Origin of the sequence: Snodgrassella alvi, assembly GCF_040741455.2 — a bacterium.
Classification (GTDB): domain Bacteria; phylum Pseudomonadota; class Gammaproteobacteria; order Burkholderiales; family Neisseriaceae; genus Snodgrassella; species Snodgrassella alvi_E.
The window spans coordinates 956,981-980,275 of the sequence record NZ_CP160328.2; the positions used below are offsets into that span (position 1 = coordinate 956,981).

Below are 23,295 nucleotides of genomic sequence, written 5' to 3' on the forward strand. Positions count from 1 at the left end.
ATTTTAAGGCCATTACCGTATTTTCAGAGAAGAAAGTCCCACCAGCACCAAAATCATGGTGATAATCCAGAAACGTACTACTACCTGCGTCTCTTTCCAGCCTTTCTGCTCAAAATGATGGTGAATCGGTGCCATCAGAAAAATACGTTTACGCCGTAATTTATATGAACCTACCTGTAGCATCACTGACAAAGCTTCTACAACAAATAAGCCGCCCATAATCACCAGCACAATTTCCTGACGCACTATCACCGCTATCGTACCCAAGGCGGCACCCAGAGCCAATGCACCGACATCTCCCATAAATACCTGTGCTGGATAAGCATTAAACCATAGGAAACCCAGACACGAACCACAAATGGCTGCACCAAATATCATGACTTCATTGGCGCCGGGCACATGAGGCAACTGCAAATAATGTGCAAATTCTGCATGTCCACTCACATAGGCAAAAATAGACAAGCCCGCAGCCACCAGCACTACTGGAAAAGCCGCCAACCCATCCAAACCATCCGTCAAATTAACCGCATTGGATGTGCCAACAATCACAAAGTAAGTCAGCACCACAAAGCCTATACCACCTAAAGGATAAGCAATTTCCTTGAAAAACGGCACAATAAACGTAGTTGTTGAACTTAAATGCGCAGCATAAAACAGCACCACTCCAGCAATTAGCGCTACGGTAGATTGCCATATCATCTTGAATTTGGCCGATACACCATGCGGGTCTTTGTAAACGACCTTTTTCCAGTCATCATAAAAGCCCAGCGCTCCGGTACTGAGCATTACTAGCAACAGCACCCAAATATAAGGATTAGCCAGATTGGCCCATAATAATGTTGTAACCGTAATTGCCAATAAAATCAGCGTTCCGCCCATTGTGGGAGTACCGCTTTTAATTAGATGGGTTTTGGGTCCATCATCTCGAACGGCCTGTCCGACCTTGAGTTGAGTTAATTTGCGGATCATCCATGGCCCAAATGCAAGACTTAGTCCCATAGACGTAAGCGCAGCCATTACAGCACGGAAAGTAGTGTATTGAAATAAATGAAAACCACTTATCCAATAATGAAAAAGTTCAGCTAACCACAAAAGCATGGTTGTTTTTCCTTGCCACAGCTCAGGCCATGACGGTTAATCAAATAATCACTGCTGACGGAAATAATTGTTCCGACAACCTAAACCGGTAACGAAAGCATCAAACAATCAAACCGGCAATCAATGGTTACCGCATTTTATTCTTGCGTTAAAGCCGCAACCACATCTTCCATGTGCATAAAACGTGAACCTTTCACCAGAATAGTCGCCGTTTGCTGATCCCAGGCGCGTAAATCCTCAATAAGCCGGTTTCTGTCCTGATAAAACGCTTCTTTAGCGCCATAAGCTTCGGCAGCATATTGGCTGTTATCACCGATAAAAAACGCAGCCTCAATACCTCGTTCACGCATGTAGGCACCAACTTCAGCATGCAAAGCAGGAGCATTATTGCCAAGCTCACCGATGGCACCCATAACAATGACCCGTGGTGCCGGAAAAGCCGCCAGTACATCAATCGCAGCCTTGAATGCATCAGGATTGGCATTATAAGTGTCATCAATAACCAGCGCACCATTCAAACTGTGCTTCTGCTGCAAGCGGCCTTTGGCATTTTGAAATGCATTCAGTCCATGCAAAGCTGACAAAGGTAAACCAGCTGCCAGCGCCATCGCGCAGGCAGCTACAGCATTGTGTACCATATGCAATCCGGGCACGGGTATATTTATATGAGTCTCAACTTGCAGGCTGTGCAGGTCAAAAGCAATGCCTAATGGCTGCAAAACAATATTTTCAGCATGCACATCACCCAGCTTTGTACCAAAGCGGACACATCTTTTACCATGCAAAGCTTTGATATAAACCTCAGACTGTCCGTCATCAGTCGGAACAAAGCCAATTCCATCAGCATTTAAACCTTGGTAGATTTCACTTTTAGCACATGCAATATCGGCCACATCTGCAAAACCGCAGCCAATGTGAGCACGCAAAGCATTATTAACCAGAGCAAAATCTGGACGCGCCAAACCAGTTAAATAACTCAGTTCGCCAGCATGATTCATGCCCATCTCAATTACGGCGTAGCGATGCTGCGGTTTTAATTGCAGCAATGTTAATGGCAACCCTATGTGGTTATTAAAATTACCAGCAGTTGCCAAAATCGCATCTTTACCCGCGTGGCAACGCAGAATAGTAGCCAGCATTTCCTTTACAGTAGTTTTGCCAGCCGAACCAGTCACACCGAAAACCTGCAATTGCGGATTAACAACCATACGCCATGCATGAGCCAGCTGGCCTAAAGCCTGTTGTGTATCGGCAACCACTAAACAACGTGCATTAGTCTTCCAGTCAGAGCAGCTGACAATGCACAACGCTGCTCCTTTTGCCAGCACTTCATCAATAAAATCATGGCCATCAAAATGTTCTCCCTGAATGGCCACAAACACATCACCCTGCTGAATCAGGCGGCTATCGATAATCACCCTATTTACCGGCTGGTTATGGCTTGGTAATACCTGTCCAAAAGTCTGATAAATAAAATTTAGATCTAAATTCGACATGTTATTTCTATATATGCATTTCAGCAGCCACGTTGCTGTAAGGCTGCCTGCGCTACTTCAAAATCAGAAAAATGATGCTTGTGGCCACCGATATCCTGATAGGTTTCATGCCCCTTACCAGCAATCAGTACAATATCGCCTATGGCAGCATGCTTTACTGCATAATCAATTGCCTTGCAGCGGTCGATTTCCACCAAAGCCGGTTCAGCCACTGCCGGTAAAATATCATTGATAATCGCCTCTGGATTCTCAGTACGCGGATTATCACTGGTTACCACCACATAATCTGCTCCTGCTGCTGCAGCCGCGCCCATTAGTGGTCTTTTACCTGCGTCACGGTCGCCGCCACAGCCGAATACACACCATAAATGTGAACCTGCCGGTTTAATTTCTTGTAAGGTAGCCAACGCCTTTTCCAACGCATCTGGCGTATGTGCATAATCCACCACTACTAATGGCTGTTTATCGCCCATCAAGCAATCCATGCGTCCGGTAGCTGGCCGAATATGCGGCCAGACCGCCAGTACATCTGCAAAAGTAAAACCGTTGGCACACAATACTCCGACACATGCTGCCAGATTCTGTGCATTGAAACGCCCGAGTAAATGGGTATGCACAATACCTTCTCCCCATGGGGTGCATAATTGTACTTGCATACCATTAGCTGAGGCCTGAAAGTGAGAGATGTGAATATCAGCTTGTGCATGAAAACCATAAGACAGTACAGTTAGCTGCGAACAATCACGATGCAGTTGCTGCCATAACTGAAAGCCGAATTCATCATCAATATTAATAATGGCGTGTTTTAGACCCTGCCAGTAGAAAAGTGAAGTTTTACAAGCACCGTAATTCTGCATGCTATGATGATAATCAAGATGATCACGGGTTAGATTAGTAAAGACTGCGCTGGTAAAAGGCACACCCACTACACGATCTTGATCCAAGCCATGACTGGATACTTCCATGGCCACTGCAGCGGCATTTTCTTGAACAAAGCGGCGTAACCAAGTCTGATTGGTTACCGCGTCCATGGTGGTATTGACAGTATCATGTAGCTGCTGCCAATACCCATTGCCTACCGTACCCATAATGGCACATTTCTTACCCAGAATATCTGATGCCTGCGCCAGCCATTGTGATACCGAGGTTTTACCATTGGTACCGGTCACCCCCCAGATAGTTAGTTTGCTGCCCGGATTATCATAGCAGGCAGCTGCTACCAGACCGGCACGCTGGTGTAAATTTGCTACCGGCTCATTTTTTACTTTCCAGCTTTCCTGCCACTGAAAATGGCCATCATCGTCCCAGAAAACAAATTCTGCCCCATTATCGATAGCAGACTGAATAAAATCGCGACCATCGGAATACTCTCCCTGACAGGCCACAAACACATCGCCTGGCTGAACCTGTCGACTGTCCGCACGCAAGTTTCTACCTGCAACTATAGCGTGTGTTTCAGCCGCTAAATGATACTCAGGCAAAGGCTTTTTCAGGGAAAACATAATACTGCCGTTTCAAATATTTTTATCAGTTATAAACAGAAGACAATCTGTGATGACACAGATTGTCTGAAGATTAATGTTTTTCAGTATGCACACTTGTCTTAACTGGTCTTGTAGGTGAAACACCAAGCACATTCAATGTGCCGACCATCACATCATGGAATACCGGACCGGAAACCGGACCACCATAATAGCCATTGGCAGTAGGATTCTGGATATTCACTGCTACAATTACTCGCGGATTGTCTGCCGGTGCAAAACCAATGAATGTAGCCATGTGCTTGGAATCTGAGTAATGACCATCAACAAGCATACGTGCAGTACCAGTTTTTGCTGCAACATCATAGCCATCAATCGCACCTTGCAGGCCGGTACCACCTGGTTGGGTAACGGCAATCATCATATGCCGTACTTCCTGCGCCGTTTTCGGCTGGATGATACGCTCACCCTGCGGTGCTTTGTCCAGTTTCAGAAAACTTACCGGCAATAGTACACCATCATTAGTAAATATGGTGTATGCACGTGCCAACTGGAGCAAACTCATCTGAATGCCGTATCCAAAAGACATGGTTGCCTGCTCAATAGGGCGCCAGCTATGCCAGTCACGCACGACCCCTGGTGTTTCACCGGGAAAACCAGAATGCATGCGATGGCCAAAACCGATAGAAGTATACATGTTGTACATTTCTTCCGGCGTAAACATAGCAGAAATTTTACTTGTACCTACATTAGACGACTTCTGAATAATGCCGCGGACATCTAGGTAAGGGTAATTATGTGTATCCCGCACTGTGGCCGGACCAATTTTATACGGTAGAGTATTGAAACCGCTGCTAGGTCTGATTTTACCGCTGTCCAGCCCTTTAGCAATGGTAAACGGTTTCATCGCACTACCCGGCTCAATCATATCGGTTACCGCACGGTTACGGCGGGCATCACTCTCTGTGGCTCCAGGGTTATTAGGGTCATATCCCGGTGAATTTACCAGTGCAAGAATTTCCCCTGTTTTACCATCCAGTACCACTACCGAACCCGCTGAAGCTTGATGGAATTGCATTGCTTTATTTAAAGACTCATAAGCAATAGACTGAATACGCTGATCAACGGACAGTACCATATTGGTACCATTTCTGGGCGGCTGGTTACGTGGTGAATCTAGACTGTCAACTATGTTGCCTTTGTTATCGCGTAATACCACTTTAGCACCGTCTACACCGTGCAGAACACTTTCGCGGGACAGCTCCAAGCCTTCCTGTCCTTTGCCGTCAATATTAGTGAAACCAATAATATGGGAAAAAATCGGCCCCATAGGATAATGACGCTTACTTTCATGTTGAAATGCCAGGCCTTTTATATTAAGCGCAGCAACTTTTTCGGCAACTTCTGGTGGCAGCTGACGTTTCAGATAGATAAAGTCTTTATTACGGCTGAGACGGCTTTTAATCGTTGCCAATGGCACATCTATCAAAGCTGACAATTGCTGTAGTTGCGCATCGGTCGGCATCTGCTCCATGGCTGAAGGCACTGCATACAAAGAATCAGCCGGCGCACTGATAGCCAGTGCCGCGCCATTACGGTCAGTAATTGTGCCGCGTGTGGCCACCAATGGCAGAGTACGCACAAATCTCTGGTCACCTTGTTCTTTTAAAAATTCGTGTTTTTCAGTCTGTAAATACACACCGCGTCCGATTAGCATGGCGAAGGCCACAGCCAGAGCACCCAGCACCAATACTATTCTTCCGTTCGTGGTCACAGGTTTTACCTGCTGCACTTCGCGGGTCAGCATGCGTGGCTTATAATCGTTTTTAATTAACATAGTAGTTTGTTCCACTGCTGGATAGTGCTGCCGGTTAGCAGCGTTTCCATTAATCTGTAACCTTTTATTTCATCATTTAACAGGCCGCGGAGCAGCCAGCATCCGTGTCTCGGCCAATGATGGTGAATGCAGATTCTGGCGTGCTGAAGCGTCCTGAATCAGCTGATGATTGGATAGCCGCGCCTGTGCCAATTTCAGCCGGCTGAAATCTTCATTTAAAAGACTCTCCCCTTTTTGAGCCTTATCCAACGCTATAAAAAACTGGCGCGAACGATCTTGTACTGTTACAACAGCAAAAGCTGAAGCCAGTACTAATACCAGCAAAATAATGTTGATTTTATTCATAGCCAATCAACCATAAATCTTTTCCATCAACTACGTTCTGCTACACGCAATACTGCCGAACGGGCGCGTGGATTAGCTGCAATTTCAGCAGCAGCAGGCTTCTGCGCTTTACCAATCAGACGTAGCGGAGGCTGTTCACGCTCCGCTTCCTTAAGCACAGCCCAGCGTGGCAGAGGCGCTGGCCGACTATTTTGTTGCATAAAATGTTTTACAATTCTATCTTCAAGTGAATGGAATGAAATCACTGCCAGCCGGCCACCAGTATTCAGGCGTTCCATTGCCTGTGGCAGCACCCCGCTTATTTCTTCCAGTTCACGGTTAATAAAGATGCGAATGGCCTGGAAGGTACGTGTGGCCGGATCCTGTGCGCGCTCACGAGTACGGACGACTTGTGCGACGAGACGCGCCAGCTGGCCGGTTGTGGTAATTGGCTTCTCTTCTCTCTGTGCCACAATTGCCCGTGCAATCTGGCGACTAAACCGTTCTTCACCATAATTTTTAATTACCTCGTGTATCGCCTGCTCCTCAGCCACCTCCAGCCATTCTGCAGCCGATTGCCCGCGTGTGGTATCCATGCGCATATCCAACGGTGCATCGAAGCGAAAACTAAAGCCTCTCTCTGCTTCATCAATTTGCGGGGATGAAATCCCCAAATCAAACAGCGCTCCGTTAATCTTGTCGATACCCAACTGCTTCAGTGAGCTGTTTAACGCTGAAAAGCCTTCATGTACTACCTGTACCCGATTATCCTGCTGTGCCAGCTGCCTCGCCACAGCTATTGCCTGTGGATCCTTGTCAAACACCACCAGCCTGCCATTATTTCCCAGCTGCGACAGTATCTGGCGCGAATGGCCGCCACGGCCAAAAGTTCCGTCAACATAGACACCGTTAGGTTTCACATGTAAAGCAGCAACTGCTTCATTCAGCAGCACTGTTATGTGGCCGCCATTACTCATTGATTTATTCATAATTGCAGCTGGGTCTTGCCCAGCTCTGCTGCCAGCATGTCTTCATCCATATCCAATGCGGCATTATTTTGTTCTTCCCACAGTGCCCTACCCCATACTTCGATGCGATTAGCACGACCTACAACATATACTTCACGCTCAAAATTCACCAACCGACGCAGATGCGCCGGCAACAAAACTCTGCCTGCACTATCCAGTTCCATAGTGTCTGCATTATGCAAGAGCAAATTCTGATAAGCCTGCAATACCCTGTTACCCGCCACCGGTAGCTGCAAAAGCTGCGCCTCTACACTTCGCCATGATGATTCAGGATAAAGTAATAAATGTGTGCGCTTTTCAAGCGTAGCCACCAGTACTGGAGTGAAATGACGCGCCAGCAAGTCGCGAAACTTAGCTGGTATTGCCAGTCGCCCTTTGCTGTCTATACTTAATTCATACGCGCCGCCAAACATTATTAGCTCCAGTTGAGTGATTCGGGATTATCCCCCACTTTGCCACACCTTTACACACTTATTCACACTATAAGTCAATTTTGCTTGCAGGGTCAATGCAATCAAGTCAAATTTTAGCCACTCAGAAAAACCACTATTTATTGAAAAAATCATCTAATTCAATACATTAATTAACTATTCTTCTAAACCCTAACCATTGTGCCGTTTAAGCATATTGATGCAAGACAGCACAGGCTGAAGGGAGCGTTTATAATGCTCTTATGTTTACATATTCACCATATAACCTATGGATAATTTACCTATCCCGGATAAAGTTGCTGCAGCTAGCTCTGCAACACTTACTTCTCTAATTCAGCAGAAAATAAACCAGCAGGGTGGTTGGCTGTCTTTTGCTGATTACATGCAGATGGCACTGTACACACCGGCTTATGGTTATTACACCGGCGGTGCACAGAAATTTGGACAAGATGGCGATTTTATTACTGCTCCCATACTGACTCCGCTTTTTGGTCATACACTAGCACAGCAATTAAATGCACTATTGCCACAAACGGCTGGCAATATTTACGAATTTGGAGCTGGTACTGGCCATCTAGCTACTTCTGTACTGACTGCATTAGATAGTGGACAACTTAAGCATTACTACATCATTGAACTATCCGCCGAGCTGGCCGAGCGTCAGCGCACATATATTCGGACCCATATCCCTGATTTGGCCGATAAAGTTGTTCATTTAAGCTGTTTACCGGCACAGTTTGATGGCATTTTGCTCGGCAATGAGGTATTAGATGCCATGCCGGTACCGATATATCAGCGTGTGGGAAATCAAATAGAAGAAATGGGCGTGAGCTGGCAGGATAACCGTTTGTGCTGGTCTCTTCAGCCCGTCAAAAATCAGCAGATAAAGCAACAGGTAATGGAAACTTTTCCTGTCACTAGCGAAATGTATCAGTCTGAACTGCATCCGCAACAACATGCTTTTGTGATCACCCTGGCGCAGAAACTGCACCGTGGCGCCATGATTTGGATAGATTATGGTTTCGATGCGGCGCAGTATTACCATCCGCAGCGACGGCAAGGCACTTTAATCGGCCATTATCGCCATCACACCATCCATGATCCTTTTTATTATCCCGGCCTAACTGATCTAACCGCGCATGTTAATTTCACCCACATAGCCGATGCTGGGGTAGAAAATAAGCTCGATTTAATTGGCTATACCACTCAGGCAACTTTTCTGCTGAATCTAGGTATTACCGAACTTTTAGCACAAACAGGCCTGCCGGATGAAACAGCGTATATAAAGGCAGCAGCGGCCTGTCATACCCTTCTTGATACACAGGAAATGGGCGAATTATTTAAAGTGATTGCTTTTGGAAAAAATATTGATGTTGACTGGCTCGGTTTTAGATATGGCGATTTGTGCCATAAATTATAGCAATAAATAATTTAAGCATTCTTAGCAAGCACGAATTGGAAAAATACTGTATTAGGAAAATTTTTTATTAAATTATATCAATTACTTAAATCATAACTCTGATAAAACAGATACATCAATTAATAAGCTGTGATTTTTATAACCATTTATAAACTGGATTTTAACCCTATCTAAATATGGCTACAGACAAACAGTTCCAGAAAATCACGCTCATGTAAGAACTTAAAAAAGGAAAACATAATGTCAATCTTGTTATCCCCTATTACCATTGGCCAATTGTCGCTGAAAAACCGCGTTGTTATGGCACCAATGTGCATGTATGAAGTTAAAAAAGAAGATGGCATTGTCACGCCGTTTCATTTTGCTCATTATGGAGCACGAGCCATTGCTAATGTAGGCCTGATTATGATTGAAGCCACTGCAGTACAGCCTGAAGGACGTATCACCAAACATGATTTAGGTTTGTGGGATGATAAGCAGACTGAAAAATTCACTCATTTGGTGGATTCGTTACATTATCTGGGCAGTAAAGTTGGTGTACAGCTGGCTCATGCCGGACGCAAAGCCGAAGATGCACTCCAGCCACTTGCACCCAGTCCCATTGCCTTTAATTCTAGCTCCAAAATTCCAAAGGCAATTACTCAGGACGAAATCAAACAAATCCGTACTGATTTTATTGCAGCAGCTAGGCGAGCACAGCAAGCAGGCGTAGATGTAATTGAAATTCATGCCGCACATGGCTATCTAATCAGTGAATTTCTATCGCCATTGAGTAATCATCGAAGCGATGACTATGGTGGTTCTTTAGCCAATCGATATCGTTTATTGCATGAAATTGTTACCGATATCCGTGCGCATTTTTCTGGTTCACTATGGGTACGTCTGTCTTTATCAGACTACGACCAAAGTGGTCAGCAAAACACAATTGCCGACTGGCAGCAAATAGGCCAGTGGTTAGAACGTGACGGCATTGATGTAATTGATGTATCTACCGGTGGCGTAATGGATTACGCTCCTGATTTACCTTTACACGGCGGCTATCAAACACCGTTTACTACCGCTATGAAGCAAGTTGTTGGAATTCCAGTGGCAACAGTGGGCTTACTGGATAGTCCGGATTTAGCAGAATATATATTGCAAACCAAACAGGCCGACCTGATTATGGAGGGAAGGGTATTGCTCCGCAATACAAACTGGTTAGCTGATGCTGCTCAGAAACTTCACGACCACAACTTCAAGCCTTTTAATGATTCTTATCAGCGTGGACAGCTGAAATAAATGTTCACTTGTAGTGGAACGCACAGGCCAGACCATTATTCGGTTTGGCCCGTATACTAATTAATATTTATTCTGTTTCTGTAGCCACGTGCACCGATTGTGGTTGCAGACAAGCCAAATACTGTGGCTGTATTTTTACAAGAAATCCGCGTTTGCCGCCATTTATATAAATCAGTGGCAAAGCATAGATACTCTCTTCAACATATATCGGTAAACCCGCCTTATTACCAAACGGACTGGTACCACCTACCAGATATCCTGTCCATTTACTGGCCTGTTGGGGGCTGGCCGATTCGATATGTTTCATGCCGAGCTCTCGTGCCAGCTGACGTGTAGAAATATGCCGGTCACCATGCATCAGTACAATCAGTCCCTGTTTCTGCTCATTTTGCAGAACAATGGTTTTAATTACTGCATGCTCGTCCACATTAAGCGCCAAAGCAGATTGTGCTGTCCCTCCATGCTCAACGTAAGCATACTCCATTGGTTCATATGGTATCTGATGGTCGCGCAGAAAACGAATTGCAGGCGTGACTGGAAATTTACTTTTACTCATCCGTACACCGCATCCTTTCAGACCAAAATAACTGTGCTAACATCATTTATTTACCTTCATCAGGAACCTGTATATGAGTATCAAATTTTACCAGAGCGGTGACCGCCTTGCTGAAGCCACCATTGCCAATGGTCTGATATTTCTGGCCGGACAAGTACCCACGAATGAAGAAGCAGACATCACCGCCCAGACTGCCAACGTACTGGCACAGATTGACAGTATCCTTGCCGCCTGTGGCAGCGACAAACAACATATATGTGAAGCCGTGATTTACTTGAATGATTTACAGGATTATGCAGGTATGAATCAAGCGTGGGATAAATGGGTGGTCCCTGGCCACACACCGGCACGAGCCTGTGTGCAGGCCGCACTGGCCAATCCGCAATGGAAAGTAGAAATCAAAATTACTGCCGTACAAAAATAAATAAACAGCCATCAAGCTGATGTTATATCGGCTTGATGGCTAGAATATTACATACATTATATTTAACTGCGGTAATCCGCATTAATGGCCACATACTCTTTAGATAAATCACAAGTATAAATCTTCGCTTGAGCTTCACCACGAGCCAAATCAATTGTTACTGTTATTTCGTCCTGTGCCATAACTTGTTGTCCGGCTTCTTCAGTGTAGCTTGAGGCGCGCCCACCTTTTTCGGCTACCAATACATCACCTAAATACACTTTAATAGCGCTAACATCAAGGTCAGTAATACCGGCATAACCAATGGCACACAAGATACGACCAAGATTAGGATCACTGGCGTAAAAGGCTGTTTTTACCAGCGGTGAACGGGCTACTGCATAACCCACCTGACGGGCTTCAGCCTCCGTCAACGCATTACGCACATCAATAGTAATAAATTTGGATGCACCCTCACCATCACGTACGATAGCCTGCGCCAGCTCCAGTGCTACATCAGCCAGTACCGTTTTAATTGCAGCATAATCCTTGCTGGCTTCAGAGTCGATCCGACCAAGTTCAGTTTTTCCGGTAGCTACCACCACAAAACTATCATTGGTAGAAGTATCTCCATCTACCGTTATGGCATTAAAAGAAGTATTTGCTACTTCAGCCACCATCTGCTGCAACAATGGCTGAGCGATATCAGCATCGGTAAACACAAATCCCAGCATTGTAGCCATGTTCGGATGAATCATGCCCGAACCTTTGGCAATACCAGTGAAATGTACTTTATGTCCATCTATAGAGACTGTACGGCTGGCCATTTTGGGAACGGTATCGGTGGTCATAATCGCCGCTGCTGCCTGCGGCCAGTGTACAACTTTCACTTTAGGTAGTGCCGCCACGATCCTGTCTACCGGTAATGGTTCTAAAATCACGCCAGTTGAAAACGGCAGCACTTGTGCTGCTGCACAGCCAATTTGTTGAGCCACTTTTTCACAGATAAATTCAGCATCGGCCAAACCCTGCCGGCCAGTGCCTGCATTGGCATTACCCGTATTAATCACCAGCGCACGCACACCTGTATCCGTAGCCAGATGCTGCTTAGCAATTTGTACCGGTGCGGCACAGAAACGGTTTTGAGTGAAAACAGCGCCGATGCTGTTGACGCCATTCAGTACTATCAGGGTTAAATCATCATGATCGGGCTTTTTAACACCCGCTTGTCCCACAAAGACCTGTACACCATCAATGGCTAGAACCTGCCTATCATTTGGCACGGCCAGATTAACAGCCATAGCTATCCTCCTTTATTTCGAATAAACCAGCTTATTGTTGTTCCCTTAGTAAATTATTTTTTATCACGATTCAGGCTGAATCTTGCGTTTCGTCAGTAAGCGCCAGATAAACATCACATAACCAGACAAACTATAAAGCAAGAAAAAGGCAAACAGCACTACTGATGGTTCCCACGTCACTACCAGCAATGCAATCACCGCCAGAATCATTACAAAAAAGGGTACCTTACGATAGGCATTAATTTCTTTAAACGACCAAAAAGGAATCTGCACCACCATGGATAAACCGCCAAACAAAGTAATAATCAGACATAACCAGTCCAAATGAGGCAGTCCTTGAAAAGTATGACTTACCCAAATCAGGCCAATTACTAGTGCAGCAGCCGTCGGACTAGGGATTCCGATAAACCACTTCTTGCTGACTTTACCTATTAATGTATTAAATAAAGCCAAACGCAAAGCAGCGCAGGCACAATAGATAAATGCTACCGAATAGCCAATTTTACCAAAATGGAATAATTGCCATTTATAAGCAATAAGTGCTGGAGCCACACCAAAACTCACCATATCGGCCAGACTGTCTAGTTGTTCGCCAAATGCACTCTGGCTATTGGTGAGACGCGCTACCCGTCCATCCATACCGTCCAGCAGCATGGAAATAAAAACAGCAATCGCCGCAATTTCATAATGCCCATGCATAGACTGAGTAATCGCGTAAAAAGCGGCAAACAGTGCAGCTAAAGTAAACGCATTGGGCAATAGATAAATGCTATTATCACGCAGGCGGCGTCGGTACGGCCGATTTGGACGGTTAGATTTCATTACTTCAGCTTGTTGTGTCATATTTAGTTATATCCTCGACAGGCTTCATTAACCCGTCCTGTTCATGATGTGGTGTATGCTTCAGACTGGCCAGTTCTATCATAGCCATACGCAAATCAACTAATCCGCTACCATCCTGTACCGAAATATATACAGCCTGAGGGCGCCCGCGAATGTCGCGTACTATTCCCTTCGGCCGCTGTTCTGCAGCCAGTCTGTCAATTTTATTATAAATAATCAATTGTGGTATGTTTGCTGCATCAATTTCCGTCAATACAGTATTTACATCGTCGATTTGGCGTTCGAACTCAGGATGCGTTACATCCACCACATGCAGCAGCACATCAGCCAGAGCTGTTTCCTCAAGCGTTGCCGCAAATGCAGCCACCAGACCATGTGGCAAATCGCGAACAAAACCAACAGTATCCGATAAAAGCACACTGATCTGCTCATTCAGATACAAGCGACGCACCGTATTATCCAGCGTCGCAAACAACTGATCCTCTGCCACCACTTGCGCTTTAGTTAGACGGTTAAATAAGCTGGACTTGCCCACATTTGTATAACCGACCAACGCAAAAAGCGGTAATTTTCCTTGATTCCGACTTTTACGTTGCGTAGCCCGCTGCTGTCGAACTCGCTGCAACTCATGGCGCAAGCGCGTGATTTTCTGCCTAATCAGGCGTCGGTCTGTTTCCAGACGAGTTTCCCCCGGCCCGCGCAGCCCTATACCACCACGCTGACTCTGCAAATGTCCGTAACCACGCACCAGCCTGCTGGATAAATGCACCAGCTGCGCCAGTTCAACCTGCAGGCGCCCTTCTTGACTTTGTGCCCGTCGAGCAAAAATAGCCAGAATCAGACCAACGCGATCTAACACCCGACATTGCAGCAATCTTTCCAGATTACGCTCCTGTGTCGGTGTCAGAGCATGATTAAAGACAACCAGATTAGCTTCCGTCTCAAATACCTGCTGAGCCAGTTCTTCTGCCTTGCCTTTACCTACAAACAATGCAGCATTTGCCTGCTGGCGTCTGCATGGCACCACAGCCACCAGTTCTGCTCCGGTAGCTCGTACCAACTCCTGCGCCTCATCTAGTGCTGCTTCAAAGAGACTGGTTCGGCGCTCAGCCGTAACCGGAAAATCTTTGTCCAGCAACACACCCACCAGCAGCACTCGTTCAGGTTCTAGTCGAGCAGATAAACTGGCTTTAGATAATTCTTTCATAGACTAGCGTTTGTACAACAACAGGCTGCCTGAACCCGTAAAGAACAGACAGCCTGTCTAACCATTAATAACATCATTCCTGAGACAAAACATGCTGTGCTGCCGCAGCAGCCTTGGTAGTCGCATCTTTCACCATATCAGACTGTTCTCCCGTATTTTGTTCAGCACCCTGTCTTTCTGCTACATCCGAACCTTCCTCAGGTGCCGCTAACGGCAACTTAGCCAATACTGTACTGCTGGCACGAACCTTATCCCCGATGGCCACCAGCGGTGTAGCATCTTCGGGCAGATACACATCCACACGCGAACCAAAACGGATAAAACCATAACGGTCGCCTCGGTGCAATAAATCATGGGCATGCACATAACACAGAATACGCCGTGCTACCAGCCCAGCCACCTGCACAAAAGTTACCGGCCGGCCTGTCTTTGTGACCGCCAGTACCGCATTACGCTCATTCTGCACACTGGCTTTATCCACTGCCGCATTCAGAAAACTACCTTTGAAATAATCAACCCGTTCTACCTTGCCATCAATCGGACTGCGATTGGAGTGGACATTAAATACATTCATAAACACACTGATTTTCAGCGCATTCACCCCTCGATACGGATCAGAGGTTTTTTCTACCACAACAATACGTCCATCCGCCGGACTCAGCACATCCTCAGGATCTGCAGGAATATCACGTACCGGATCTCGAAAAAACTGCACCACAAATACTGTGATTACCCATAATGGCAGCGACCACCAGCCGCACCAGACAACTGTTAATATGCTCAGCACGAGACTGCCGATAATAAACGGCCAGCCTTCCTTTGCAATCAAAGGATAAGGATACATACGCGACACAAGGCTACTCCTTTACAGATAATCTACTGCGGACAGGTCGCAGCGAAAAACAAACAGAATACTTTGCTGAAATCCACACCATCAAGTCCTATAACTATAAGCAGATTTCACAATCTCAACAATATAAAAACTGCACCAACAATTAATTGAGGCGCACACAAATCACTTAAACACAAACACAGCCAGCAGAACCAACGCAATCACTGCAAGCCAGAAGTTCTGCTGCCGCTGCGTGCGCAGCAGATGAACATAAGCATCACGCCATTCCAACTGGCGCTTTTCATCCACCAACGCATTCAGCTTGCGCGGTAGCGCCGGCAGCATCTGTGCCCAATCCGGGGCTTCCTGTCGCAGCGTTTTCCACAAAGCCTTTATACCAATCTGATTATGCATCCAACGTGTCAGAAAAGGTTTAGCAGTTGCCCATAAATCTAACTCTGGATCAAGCTGCCGTCCCAAGCCCTCAATATTCAGTAAAGTCTTTTGTAGTAACACTAGTTGCGGCTGAATCTCCACATTAAAGCGGCGGCTGGTCTCAAATAGGCGCATCAGCACCATCCCAAAAGAAATCTCAGCCAGCGGCTTATTAAAAATCGGTTCACATACCGCACGTACTGCTGCTTCCAGCTCTTCCACTCTGGTGTCAGGCGGTACCCAACCGGATTCCACATGCGCTGTTGCCACACGATGATAATCCCGATTAAAAAAAGCAAGAAAATTAATCGCCAGATAGCGTTTATCGTAATCAGTCAGCGTGCCGACAATACCAAAGTCCAACGCGATGTAACGACCATCATCCGCCACCATAATATTACCCGGATGCATATCTGCATGAAAAAAGCCGTTATCAAAAACTTGAGTAAAGAAAATTTCCACACCATAACGGGCAAGCTGATGTAAATCAATATTTTTTTCACGCAACCTGTCTAAACACGCTACCGGAATACCATCCATCCACTCAATAGTTAGGACACGGCGGGCACAATAATCATAATAAACTGCAGGGATAATCAGCATCGAACTGTCAGTAAACTGGCGCCCGAGCAGACTGGCATTAGCAGCCTCGCGCATCAGATCCAACTCATCATGCAGATAATTTTGAAATTCTGCCACCACCTCCCGAGGTTTCAATCGCTTGCCATCAGCAAACAACCACTCTACCCAGCGTGCGCCCACTGCCATTAGGGCTAAATCCTGATCAATTACTGGCGCTATGTTCGGACGTAATACTTTAACTGCCACTTTCTGGCCTACCCCGCCATCAGCAGCAAACAAATTAGCCTCATGCACCTGCGCAATAGAAGCACTGGCAACTGGCTGCGGATTAAAGTGAGCATAAATAGCATCCAGTGGCTTACCCAGTTCTGCTTCAATCACCTTAATGGCCACATCACTGTCAAAAGGCGGCACTCGATCCTGCAATAATGACAGCTCACGCGCGTAATCAGCAGGTAGCAAATCCGGACGAGTTGATAAAACCTGACCAAACTTTACAAATATTGGCCCCAGACTCTCCAGTGCCAAACGCAATCGTACCGCAGGCAACTCTTGCCGGTACTGGCGTCCGCGCGGAAACAAGCGTGCCAGTTTTTGCAACCATAACGGTCGAATATGTGGCTGCACCAAATCCAGCAAACCAAATACGTATACCGTATGAATAATCACCCATATTCGTTTAGGCCAACACCACATGCACGCAGCTCCGGTATATCCGCAGAAAACGGCTATTGTACGGGATTTTATCTTTCTTTACCGGCCAATAGCCACGTACAAAAGTATCACACTGTTTTCGCATTCTTTTCCGTTAACTGCACGGCGCCAGCCACATCACCTGGCGTAAACACAAAAGCACGTCCAAAACCAGTTACCAGCCGCGCCTTTTCCAGCTGCAACCGGAACAGCATAAAATCTGGCAGTCCACTGAGCACATCAACAGTATTGCCCAGCTTGGTCTTCATTGCCTCCAAAGCGGCAATACCCTCAGTAGTATCTTTTTCAACAGTCGTCACAGCGGCAGCATAATTCATACGTGCACGTGCAAAAATATTGCGCGCAGAAGCTTCATCTTCTATTAGCAGAACATTTGCCTGCTGTTGCTGTTGCAAATTCTGTGTATGCAAAGCCAGACCGGACAACAGAACATACAGATAGCCATCATGCTCGGCAAAAGGTGCATAACTTGCATGCGGTTCACCATCCTGCCCTACCGTAGCCAGTACCAGAGAATCCAGTTGCTGTAGCCGCGTGACTGCTGCCTGAAGTTCAGCTACATCGTATTGTTCACTCATATATTGCCCTAAAAAAAATTATCCAAAATTAATGATAATAATTTTCATGTTAAAACTCAAATACCCTTTATACTCATAATTACAAAAGCAGCAAGCTACCATTACCCCAAAAAGTACCGTACCATAAAAAAATAAACTCAATTCGAGCATAAAAAACACAAAAACCTACAATCAATACTGTCCGCTCCAGACTATAGGTTTCACCAAACCACAAATAAAATTCAGCTTCAGCACAGTCAGAAATTAGGTAAAATCACCACTCAGATCACAGTCAAGCTTACGGCCAGCTCCAGATAAACCACAGTAATACAGCACATCATGAATAACCAGCCTCATTCCGCAACCCATTCTTCCACAACCCAGAAACGTCCGCGCCAGTTGAAACAGCGCATACTTAAATTAATATTATTCTGTGGTTTCTGTATTCTGTATATCTTTATCCTAGCCACAATAGATAGCCGCACTGCCAGCAACCACAAACCGTGGCATTCTGATTTAACCATTGCTGCATTTAATCCAGATGGTTCATTTCTAGCCTTACCCTATTCCTATATTCAGCAGCACCCATTGGCCGGCACATCTTTTTTGGCCAAAAACACAGAAGGCAGCAAACAGAAAAATGACAACGATACCTTCAAATACACAATCATCGAGCAATCAGCCCAACATCAGCAGATACGTACTAGCCTGCGTACTAACCGCAGCATAACCATTGCAATTTATCAAGCAACGGCACATACCGTTACACCCATCAAATCCACCAGCTACAACATAGAACAGATATCCATGGCAGCCGTAATGGCTCTTATCAGCGTTTTAATTCTTCAATTTGCATATCGCTTGCTAGGCCGCCGTACTGCTAAAAAGCAAACAAAATAAACATACATTTTCTTCATACAAAACAATTCCATAAAAAAGCCACCTGCAACAGGTGGCTTTTTGCAATTATGGCGGAATCATTCCGGCTGGATTAAACTATTAGATGGCATAATCTCAGTAACAGCCTCATCTGAATCCTGTAGCTCTGCTTGTAATTTATGCTGCGTATCCAGATACCGCTGAATAGTCTGCACTAACTCCTGAGTTCCCTGATGTGCCAAAGCACTGATTTCAAATACCCGCGGCACAGACAGGTCAAATTCATACTCATCATCCGGCTGCGGATAATCCCAGCCAATATCAGCAAGAAATTGCGCCACCAGTGCTGCCCGTTCATCTTCAGCCAGCATATCGATTTTATTTAGCACCAGCCAGCGCGGCTTATCATGCAATGCTTCATCAAAACGGCGCAGCTCTTCTACAATCGCCAGCGCCTCGGCTGCTGGATTCACTCCATCATCAAATGGAGCCAGATCCACCACGTGCAGCAACAAACCAGTACGCGACAGATGTTTCAAAAAACGGTGTCCCAGACCAGCCCCCTCAGCCGCACCTTCAATCAAACCTGGAATATCGGCCATCACAAAACTATGATTATCATCACTACGCACCACGCCCAGATTCGGATGTAATGTAGTAAATGGATAATCCGCCACCTTCGGACGTGCTGCTGAAACCGCACTGATTAAAGTGGATTTACCCGCATTGGGCATACCCAGCAAGCCCACATCAGCCAGCACTTTCAATTCCAGCAGCAAACTGCGTGCCTCACCCTCTTCACCCGGCGTCGCCTGCTTTGGCGCACGGTTAACTGAAGATTTGAAATGAATATTTCCTAAGCCACCCTTACCACCTTTAGCTAGGCATACCCTTTGGCCATGATGAGTTAAATCAGCCACCACCTGCTCCGTATCTGCATCACGAATCAGCGTTCCCACCGGCATTTTTAGCTCAATATCATCGGCACCACGCCCATAACGGTCAGAACCATGGCCTTTTTCACCATTTTTAGCCTGATAGCGTTTAACAAAACGATATTCAACCAGCGTATTGATATTCTCATCTGCCACAGCCCAGACACTGCCACCTTTGCCGCCATCACCACCATCCGGTCCACCCTTAGGCACAAATTTTTCGCGCCGGAAGCTGGCTGCACCATTGCCGCCACGGCCGGCAACTACCTCAATTTTTGCTTCATCAATAAACTTCATAACGTTCTCAGTCTGCAATATTTATGCTCAGGCCAAAACCACATGTCTCAGGGCTAGCGTCGTCATACGATTATAACCAAACTCCAGCAGAATAGCGCTAGCTGTAAATCCCCTGCTGCGTCCCAACAAAAAAGCCCTGCCAGACAGGCAGGGCTTGATAGCTGTAAAAACTTACTCGTCTGCGCCAGTATACGGACGCACACTTACGGTTTTACGGTTCAACGCGCCTTTCACAGCAAATTCCACATAACCATCCACTTTCGCGAATAGAGTGTGATCTTTGCCCATACCTACGTTTTCACCGGCGTGAAAACGAGTACCACGCTGACGAACAATAATAGAACCAGCCGGAATCAGCTCATTACCAAAGGCTTTAACGCCCAAGCGTTTGGCTTCTGAATCACGACCGTTGCGGGAGCTACCGCCTGCTTTTTTGTGTGCCATTCTGTTATTCCTTCACTCAATTAGGCAATCGCCACGATTTCAATCTGGGTAAAATTCTGGCGGTGGCCCTGACGTTTCTGATAGTGTTTACGACGACGCATCTTAAAAATGCGTACTTTATCGTGACGGCCATGTGCAACCACTTTAGCGGTTACTTTAGCGCCTTCAATAAAAGGCGTACCCACCTTCACCGCTTCACCGTCAGCAATCATCAAAACTTCATTCAGTTCGATCTGGCTGTCGAGTTCTGCTGGTATCTGTTCTACTTTTAATTTTTCGCCAACGGCAACTTTATACTGTTTACCGCCGGTTTTTACGACCGCGTACATACTCAACTCCAATAGGAATTCAATTAAAAAACAAAAACTAAATTTCCGCACAAAACGGAATTGGCGATTATAACAACGACGGAATTAACTGTCAAAACAATAACAACGTTGTATAAGCGCAGAAGATGGCTACCGCAGCAGGTTTCAGTAAACCATAATACATAGTATTACCAATCATAAAACAGTGACAAAAACCAGCAACCGTTATTAACTAAAATTTTAAAAGAAATAAACACCAACTGAATAAACAAGCACCTAAAGCAACCGCAAAAAGATTGCTTTTAAAATGAATTATAAGCAATTGAGTAAAACTAAATTCTTTTATTCTTAAAGCCTTGATTAATCACCGCACAGCAAACTATGTTAGCTCAGAATTTCATAGCAAAATGGTCAAAAGAAACGTCAGTTGGCCCTCGTTAAACCTATCGATACCTACAGAAAAACTGCTGTAAGTACAGAAGAAACAAAAAATACATCTTTCCAATCAAAAAGAAAGATGTATTTAAGATTTCTATTTCTAAAAATTTATGCCACCGACAAAATTAATAGGCCACAGGCGGCTGAGGTTCCAGAGGGTCGATAACTTTTGTCGGACCATTTTTGAAAGCACACCAATTAACTCTCAATAAATCACATGGCAGCCACTTTGAAGGCGGTAATTTAACAATTGGATTAGCGATAGATGGTGATTTAAACAAGCTGATATGCACCCCACCCTTATCAGGTGGATTACCTGCATAACAAGAAAAAGAAGCAACACTCAAACTTAAAATACCCAAAACAGTTAACACAGATTTTTTCACAATGATACTCCTTTGGCTAAAGTAAAGAGTTTAAATAAACTCATTGATTACAATACATTTTTTAATATATGTTGTAAACTTTTTATTTAAAGAAACAAAAAAATTGTCTGATTAACACAACCATAAAAAATTCAACCAGCCAGCCCGTAATTTAAAAAAATTTATATATTCCACGTAGCCAACCAATACCAAAAACATAAAATCAATAAAAAGCTTTCCTTTATTTCACACCAGCATAAAACAAAACCTAATACAAATACGTTCAAACTACATATACATAAAGATATACAGTCCTATAGCAAGATTGATTTATCTAATCTCACTCACAACCAAAGCCAACAAAAAATATTCAGCGTTGAAATAAATTAATTTTAATCACAACTCACAAATCCTATTACTTTCTTAGGAAAACAGATAGATAAATGAAAACTCTACTCAGAAAATAATGAATAAACATACCCTGATTGATCTAGACAGCATTAGCTGGCCTCAGTTCCAGCCCAATTTATCCGAATTCTCCCTAAGCAAGAAATCATCAGAATTTACCCAATCTAACTTTTCTATCCCCTAAATTAATTTCAAGTATAATATTGAGCAATAGTGCTCAGTAGCAAACAGCACATTTTGATTAAAACACACCACCAAAATACGTTGCAGAAACACATACACATGCTTGAAAACCTGCCCTATTTCCAAAAACACCTGCCCGAAGACCTAAGCCGCGTTAATGCTGTCATCAACCGTGCTGTCGAATCCGAAGTCGTTCTTATCTCCCAAATTGGCCAGTATATAATTAGCGCCGGTGGCAAACGCTTGCGTCCAATCATCACCATTCTGGCCGGCAAGGCACTGGGCTATGATAAAGACCCACTATTTTCCCTTGCTGCCATGGTGGAATTTATTCACACTTCTACCCTGCTGCACGACGATGTAGTAGATGAAAGCGATCTGCGCCGCGGCCGTGAAACTGCCAACAATCTATTTGGCAATGCCGCCGCCGTACTGGTAGGCGACTTTCTCTATACCCGCGCCTTTCAGCTAATGGTAGGTTCCGGCAGCCTGCGTATACTGGAAGTCATGGCTGAAGCCACCAACATCATCGCCGAAGGTGAAGTGATGCAGCTGATGAATATCGGCAATATTGACGTCACCGAAGAGCAGTATATTCAAGTAATTGAGTACAAAACGGCTAAATTGTTTCAGGCGGCAGCACAAGTGGGCGCCATATTGGCCGACGCCAGCGCTAAACAGGAATTGGCACTAAAAAACTACGGTACCTATCTGGGCACTGCCTTCCAGATTATTGATGACGTACTGGATTACACCGGTGATGTAGACACCATCGGCAAAAATGTCGGCGATGATCTGTCCGAAGGTAAACCTACCCTACCCCTGATTTACCTGCTCAACCAAGGCAGCCCTGCTGCCGTAGCCGATGTGCGCCACGCACTGGAACACGCTGACCGCAGCTACTTTGACAAAATCCACGACCACGTGATGAACTCTGATGCGCTGGCCTATTGCACTGCTCAGGCGAAAAAAGCAATTGATGCCGCAGTCAACTGCCTGAATGATTTACCAGCTAACGAAACCACACAAGCCATGCGTGATTTAGCATTGGCATCTTTAGCCCGAATCTCATAAAATAGCGGGCTATAGTCGCTTTTGACTATAGCCCTTTATTGTACAAGTCTCGCCGTAGTTCAACGGATAGAACACATGCCTCCTAAGCGTGCGATACAGGTTCGATTCCTGTCGGCGGGACCATTCTATATAATCCTCACA

The 23,295-nt window shown here is 45.4% G+C and carries 23 protein-coding genes and 1 tRNA gene; 6 read left to right on the forward strand and 18 right to left on the reverse strand.

Annotated features, from left to right (window positions below):
* Positions 1-12 precede the first annotated feature (12 nt).
* The 7 genes from mraY to mraZ form a co-directional block, all read right to left on the reverse strand.
* On the reverse strand, positions 13-1,098 hold the full coding sequence (mraY, locus tag ABU615_RS04350) for a phospho-N-acetylmuramoyl-pentapeptide-transferase (protein ID WP_100140389.1): 1,086 nt from the start codon (positions 1,096-1,098) through the stop codon (positions 13-15).
* 137 nt (positions 1,099-1,235) lie between these two features.
* Positions 1,236-2,594, reverse strand: coding sequence for a UDP-N-acetylmuramoyl-tripeptide--D-alanyl-D-alanine ligase (gene murF / locus ABU615_RS04355; protein WP_267390629.1), 1,359 nt, complete (start codon positions 2,592-2,594; stop codon positions 1,236-1,238).
* Between the two features lie 20 nt (positions 2,595-2,614).
* Complete coding sequence (locus ABU615_RS04360) at positions 2,615-4,096, reverse strand: UDP-N-acetylmuramoyl-L-alanyl-D-glutamate--2,6-diaminopimelate ligase (protein WP_267390630.1); 1,482 nt, start codon at positions 4,094-4,096, stop codon at positions 2,615-2,617.
* A gap of 73 nt (positions 4,097-4,169) precedes the next feature.
* Positions 4,170-5,912, reverse strand: coding sequence for a penicillin-binding protein 2 (locus ABU615_RS04365; RefSeq protein ID WP_267390631.1), 1,743 nt, complete (start codon positions 5,910-5,912; stop codon positions 4,170-4,172).
* A gap of 72 nt (positions 5,913-5,984) precedes the next feature.
* The gene (gene ftsL / locus ABU615_RS04370) at positions 5,985-6,257 is read right to left on the reverse strand and encodes a cell division protein FtsL (RefSeq protein WP_100140393.1); all 273 of its coding nucleotides are present in this window, start codon (positions 6,255-6,257) and stop codon (positions 5,985-5,987) included.
* A 26-nt stretch (positions 6,258-6,283) separates the two neighbouring features.
* The gene (rsmH, locus tag ABU615_RS04375) at positions 6,284-7,225 is read right to left on the reverse strand and encodes a 16S rRNA (cytosine(1402)-N(4))-methyltransferase RsmH (protein ID WP_267390632.1); all 942 of its coding nucleotides are present in this window, start codon (positions 7,223-7,225) and stop codon (positions 6,284-6,286) included.
* Positions 7,222-7,677: a division/cell wall cluster transcriptional repressor MraZ gene (gene mraZ, locus ABU615_RS04380; RefSeq protein ID WP_037404983.1), complete on the reverse strand. Its 456-nt coding sequence runs from the start codon at positions 7,675-7,677 to the stop codon at positions 7,222-7,224. Before mraZ ends, rsmH begins: the two co-directional genes overlap by 4 nt.
* Before the next feature lie 286 nt (positions 7,678-7,963).
* Here mraZ and ABU615_RS04385 point away from each other — a divergent pair, with 286 nt between their 5' ends.
* On the forward strand, positions 7,964-9,115 hold the full coding sequence (locus ABU615_RS04385; RefSeq protein ID WP_267390634.1) for a class I SAM-dependent methyltransferase: 1,152 nt from the start codon (positions 7,964-7,966) through the stop codon (positions 9,113-9,115).
* Between the two features lie 240 nt (positions 9,116-9,355).
* On the forward strand, positions 9,356-10,393 hold the full coding sequence (locus tag ABU615_RS04390; protein WP_367487143.1) for an NADPH dehydrogenase: 1,038 nt from the start codon (positions 9,356-9,358) through the stop codon (positions 10,391-10,393).
* Positions 10,394-10,460: 67 nt separating this feature from the next.
* On the opposite strand, the gene ybaK is transcribed toward ABU615_RS04390, so the two are convergent.
* Positions 10,461-10,949, reverse strand: coding sequence for a Cys-tRNA(Pro) deacylase (ybaK, locus tag ABU615_RS04395; RefSeq protein WP_370389273.1), 489 nt, complete (start codon positions 10,947-10,949; stop codon positions 10,461-10,463).
* A gap of 73 nt (positions 10,950-11,022) precedes the next feature.
* On the opposite strand from ybaK, the gene ABU615_RS04400 reads away from it, so the two are divergent.
* The gene (locus ABU615_RS04400) at positions 11,023-11,373 is read left to right on the forward strand and encodes a RidA family protein (protein ID WP_267404234.1); all 351 of its coding nucleotides are present in this window, start codon (positions 11,023-11,025) and stop codon (positions 11,371-11,373) included.
* A 62-nt stretch (positions 11,374-11,435) separates the two neighbouring features.
* Here the strand turns inward: ABU615_RS04400 and argJ are convergent, their stop codons facing one another.
* The 6 genes from argJ to ABU615_RS04430 all read right to left on the reverse strand — a co-directional run bounded on the left by argJ (position 11,436) and on the right by ABU615_RS04430 (position 17,844).
* Positions 11,436-12,653, reverse strand: a complete 1,218-nt coding sequence (argJ, locus tag ABU615_RS04405) for a bifunctional glutamate N-acetyltransferase/amino-acid acetyltransferase ArgJ (protein ID WP_267404233.1) — start codon at positions 12,651-12,653, stop codon at positions 11,436-11,438.
* A 63-nt stretch (positions 12,654-12,716) separates the two neighbouring features.
* The gene (gene pssA / locus ABU615_RS04410; RefSeq protein ID WP_100140537.1) at positions 12,717-13,475 is read right to left on the reverse strand and encodes a CDP-diacylglycerol--serine O-phosphatidyltransferase; all 759 of its coding nucleotides are present in this window, start codon (positions 13,473-13,475) and stop codon (positions 12,717-12,719) included.
* Positions 13,476-13,479: 4 nt separating this feature from the next.
* Entirely contained in the window at positions 13,480-14,703 is a 1,224-nt protein-coding gene (gene hflX, locus ABU615_RS04415) for a GTPase HflX (RefSeq protein WP_370389274.1), read from the reverse strand.
* 73 nt (positions 14,704-14,776) lie between these two features.
* A complete protein-coding gene (locus ABU615_RS04420; protein WP_370389275.1) occupies positions 14,777-15,556 on the reverse strand; it encodes a phosphatidylserine decarboxylase in 780 nt (259 codons plus the stop codon).
* 162 nt (positions 15,557-15,718) lie between these two features.
* Entirely contained in the window at positions 15,719-17,248 is a 1,530-nt protein-coding gene (gene ubiB, locus ABU615_RS04425; protein WP_370389276.1) for a ubiquinone biosynthesis regulatory protein kinase UbiB, read from the reverse strand.
* Positions 17,249-17,334: 86 nt separating this feature from the next.
* Entirely contained in the window at positions 17,335-17,844 is a 510-nt protein-coding gene (locus ABU615_RS04430; protein WP_367645063.1) for a HugZ family protein, read from the reverse strand.
* Between the two features lie 318 nt (positions 17,845-18,162).
* Between ABU615_RS04430 and ABU615_RS04435 the strand changes: the two genes are divergently transcribed.
* On the forward strand, positions 18,163-18,723 hold the full coding sequence (locus ABU615_RS04435) for a hypothetical protein (protein WP_367487134.1): 561 nt from the start codon (positions 18,163-18,165) through the stop codon (positions 18,721-18,723).
* A gap of 77 nt (positions 18,724-18,800) precedes the next feature.
* Here the strand turns inward: ABU615_RS04435 and obgE are convergent, their stop codons facing one another.
* The 4 genes from obgE to ABU615_RS04455 form a co-directional block, all read right to left on the reverse strand.
* Complete coding sequence (gene obgE, locus ABU615_RS04440; RefSeq protein ID WP_370389277.1) at positions 18,801-19,934, reverse strand: GTPase ObgE; 1,134 nt, start codon at positions 19,932-19,934, stop codon at positions 18,801-18,803.
* Positions 19,935-20,105: 171 nt separating this feature from the next.
* On the reverse strand, positions 20,106-20,378 hold the full coding sequence (rpmA, locus tag ABU615_RS04445; RefSeq protein ID WP_025331257.1) for a 50S ribosomal protein L27: 273 nt from the start codon (positions 20,376-20,378) through the stop codon (positions 20,106-20,108).
* Positions 20,379-20,398: 20 nt separating this feature from the next.
* A complete protein-coding gene (rplU, locus tag ABU615_RS04450) occupies positions 20,399-20,707 on the reverse strand; it encodes a 50S ribosomal protein L21 (protein ID WP_025331258.1) in 309 nt (102 codons plus the stop codon).
* A gap of 542 nt (positions 20,708-21,249) precedes the next feature.
* Positions 21,250-21,510 carry a hypothetical protein gene (locus tag ABU615_RS04455; protein ID WP_100140407.1) on the reverse strand — a complete coding sequence of 87 codons (261 nt, stop codon included), beginning with the start codon at positions 21,508-21,510 and terminating at the stop codon, positions 21,250-21,252.
* 669 nt (positions 21,511-22,179) lie between these two features.
* Here ABU615_RS04455 and ABU615_RS04460 point away from each other — a divergent pair.
* On the forward strand, positions 22,180-23,154 hold the full coding sequence (locus tag ABU615_RS04460) for a polyprenyl synthetase family protein (protein ID WP_370389278.1): 975 nt from the start codon (positions 22,180-22,182) through the stop codon (positions 23,152-23,154).
* A 48-nt stretch (positions 23,155-23,202) separates the two neighbouring features.
* A tRNA-Arg gene (locus ABU615_RS04465) sits at positions 23,203-23,277 on the forward strand.
* The last annotated feature ends 18 nt before the right edge of the window (positions 23,278-23,295 follow it).

What these genes read in the sequence shown, in the direction of transcription:
- mraY (WP_100140389.1), bottom strand. Translation starts at nt 1,098, where the DNA reads ATGCTTTTGTGGTTAGCTGAACTTTTTCATTATTGGATAAGTGGTTTT.
- murF (WP_267390629.1), bottom strand. Translation starts at nt 2,594, where the DNA reads ATGTCGAATTTAGATCTAAATTTTATTTATCAGACTTTTGGACAGGTA.
- ABU615_RS04360 (WP_267390630.1), bottom strand. Translation starts at nt 4,096, where the DNA reads ATGTTTTCCCTGAAAAAGCCTTTGCCTGAGTATCATTTAGCGGCTGAA.
- ABU615_RS04365 (WP_267390631.1), bottom strand. Translation starts at nt 5,912, where the DNA reads ATGTTAATTAAAAACGATTATAAGCCACGCATGCTGACCCGCGAAGTG.
- ftsL (WP_100140393.1), bottom strand. Translation starts at nt 6,257, where the DNA reads ATGAATAAAATCAACATTATTTTGCTGGTATTAGTACTGGCTTCAGCT.
- rsmH (WP_267390632.1), bottom strand. Translation starts at nt 7,225, where the DNA reads ATGAATAAATCAATGAGTAATGGCGGCCACATAACAGTGCTGCTGAAT.
- mraZ (WP_037404983.1), bottom strand. Translation starts at nt 7,677, where the DNA reads ATGTTTGGCGGCGCGTATGAATTAAGTATAGACAGCAAAGGGCGACTG.
- ABU615_RS04385 (WP_267390634.1), top strand. Translation starts at nt 7,964, where the DNA reads ATGGATAATTTACCTATCCCGGATAAAGTTGCTGCAGCTAGCTCTGCA.
- ABU615_RS04390 (WP_367487143.1), top strand. Translation starts at nt 9,356, where the DNA reads ATGTCAATCTTGTTATCCCCTATTACCATTGGCCAATTGTCGCTGAAA.
- ybaK (WP_370389273.1), bottom strand. Translation starts at nt 10,949, where the DNA reads ATGAGTAAAAGTAAATTTCCAGTCACGCCTGCAATTCGTTTTCTGCGC.
- ABU615_RS04400 (WP_267404234.1), top strand. Translation starts at nt 11,023, where the DNA reads ATGAGTATCAAATTTTACCAGAGCGGTGACCGCCTTGCTGAAGCCACC.
- argJ (WP_267404233.1), bottom strand. Translation starts at nt 12,653, where the DNA reads ATGGCTGTTAATCTGGCCGTGCCAAATGATAGGCAGGTTCTAGCCATT.
- pssA (WP_100140537.1), bottom strand. Translation starts at nt 13,475, where the DNA reads ATGAAATCTAACCGTCCAAATCGGCCGTACCGACGCCGCCTGCGTGAT.
- hflX (WP_370389274.1), bottom strand. Translation starts at nt 14,703, where the DNA reads ATGAAAGAATTATCTAAAGCCAGTTTATCTGCTCGACTAGAACCTGAA.
- ubiB (WP_370389276.1), bottom strand. Translation starts at nt 17,248, where the DNA reads ATGTGGTGTTGGCCTAAACGAATATGGGTGATTATTCATACGGTATAC.
- ABU615_RS04430 (WP_367645063.1), bottom strand. Translation starts at nt 17,844, where the DNA reads ATGAGTGAACAATACGATGTAGCTGAACTTCAGGCAGCAGTCACGCGG.
- ABU615_RS04435 (WP_367487134.1), top strand. Translation starts at nt 18,163, where the DNA reads ATGAATAACCAGCCTCATTCCGCAACCCATTCTTCCACAACCCAGAAA.
- obgE (WP_370389277.1), bottom strand. Translation starts at nt 19,934, where the DNA reads ATGAAGTTTATTGATGAAGCAAAAATTGAGGTAGTTGCCGGCCGTGGC.
- rpmA (WP_025331257.1), bottom strand. Translation starts at nt 20,378, where the DNA reads ATGGCACACAAAAAAGCAGGCGGTAGCTCCCGCAACGGTCGTGATTCA.
- rplU (WP_025331258.1), bottom strand. Translation starts at nt 20,707, where the DNA reads ATGTACGCGGTCGTAAAAACCGGCGGTAAACAGTATAAAGTTGCCGTT.
- ABU615_RS04460 (WP_370389278.1), top strand. Translation starts at nt 22,180, where the DNA reads ATGCTTGAAAACCTGCCCTATTTCCAAAAACACCTGCCCGAAGACCTA.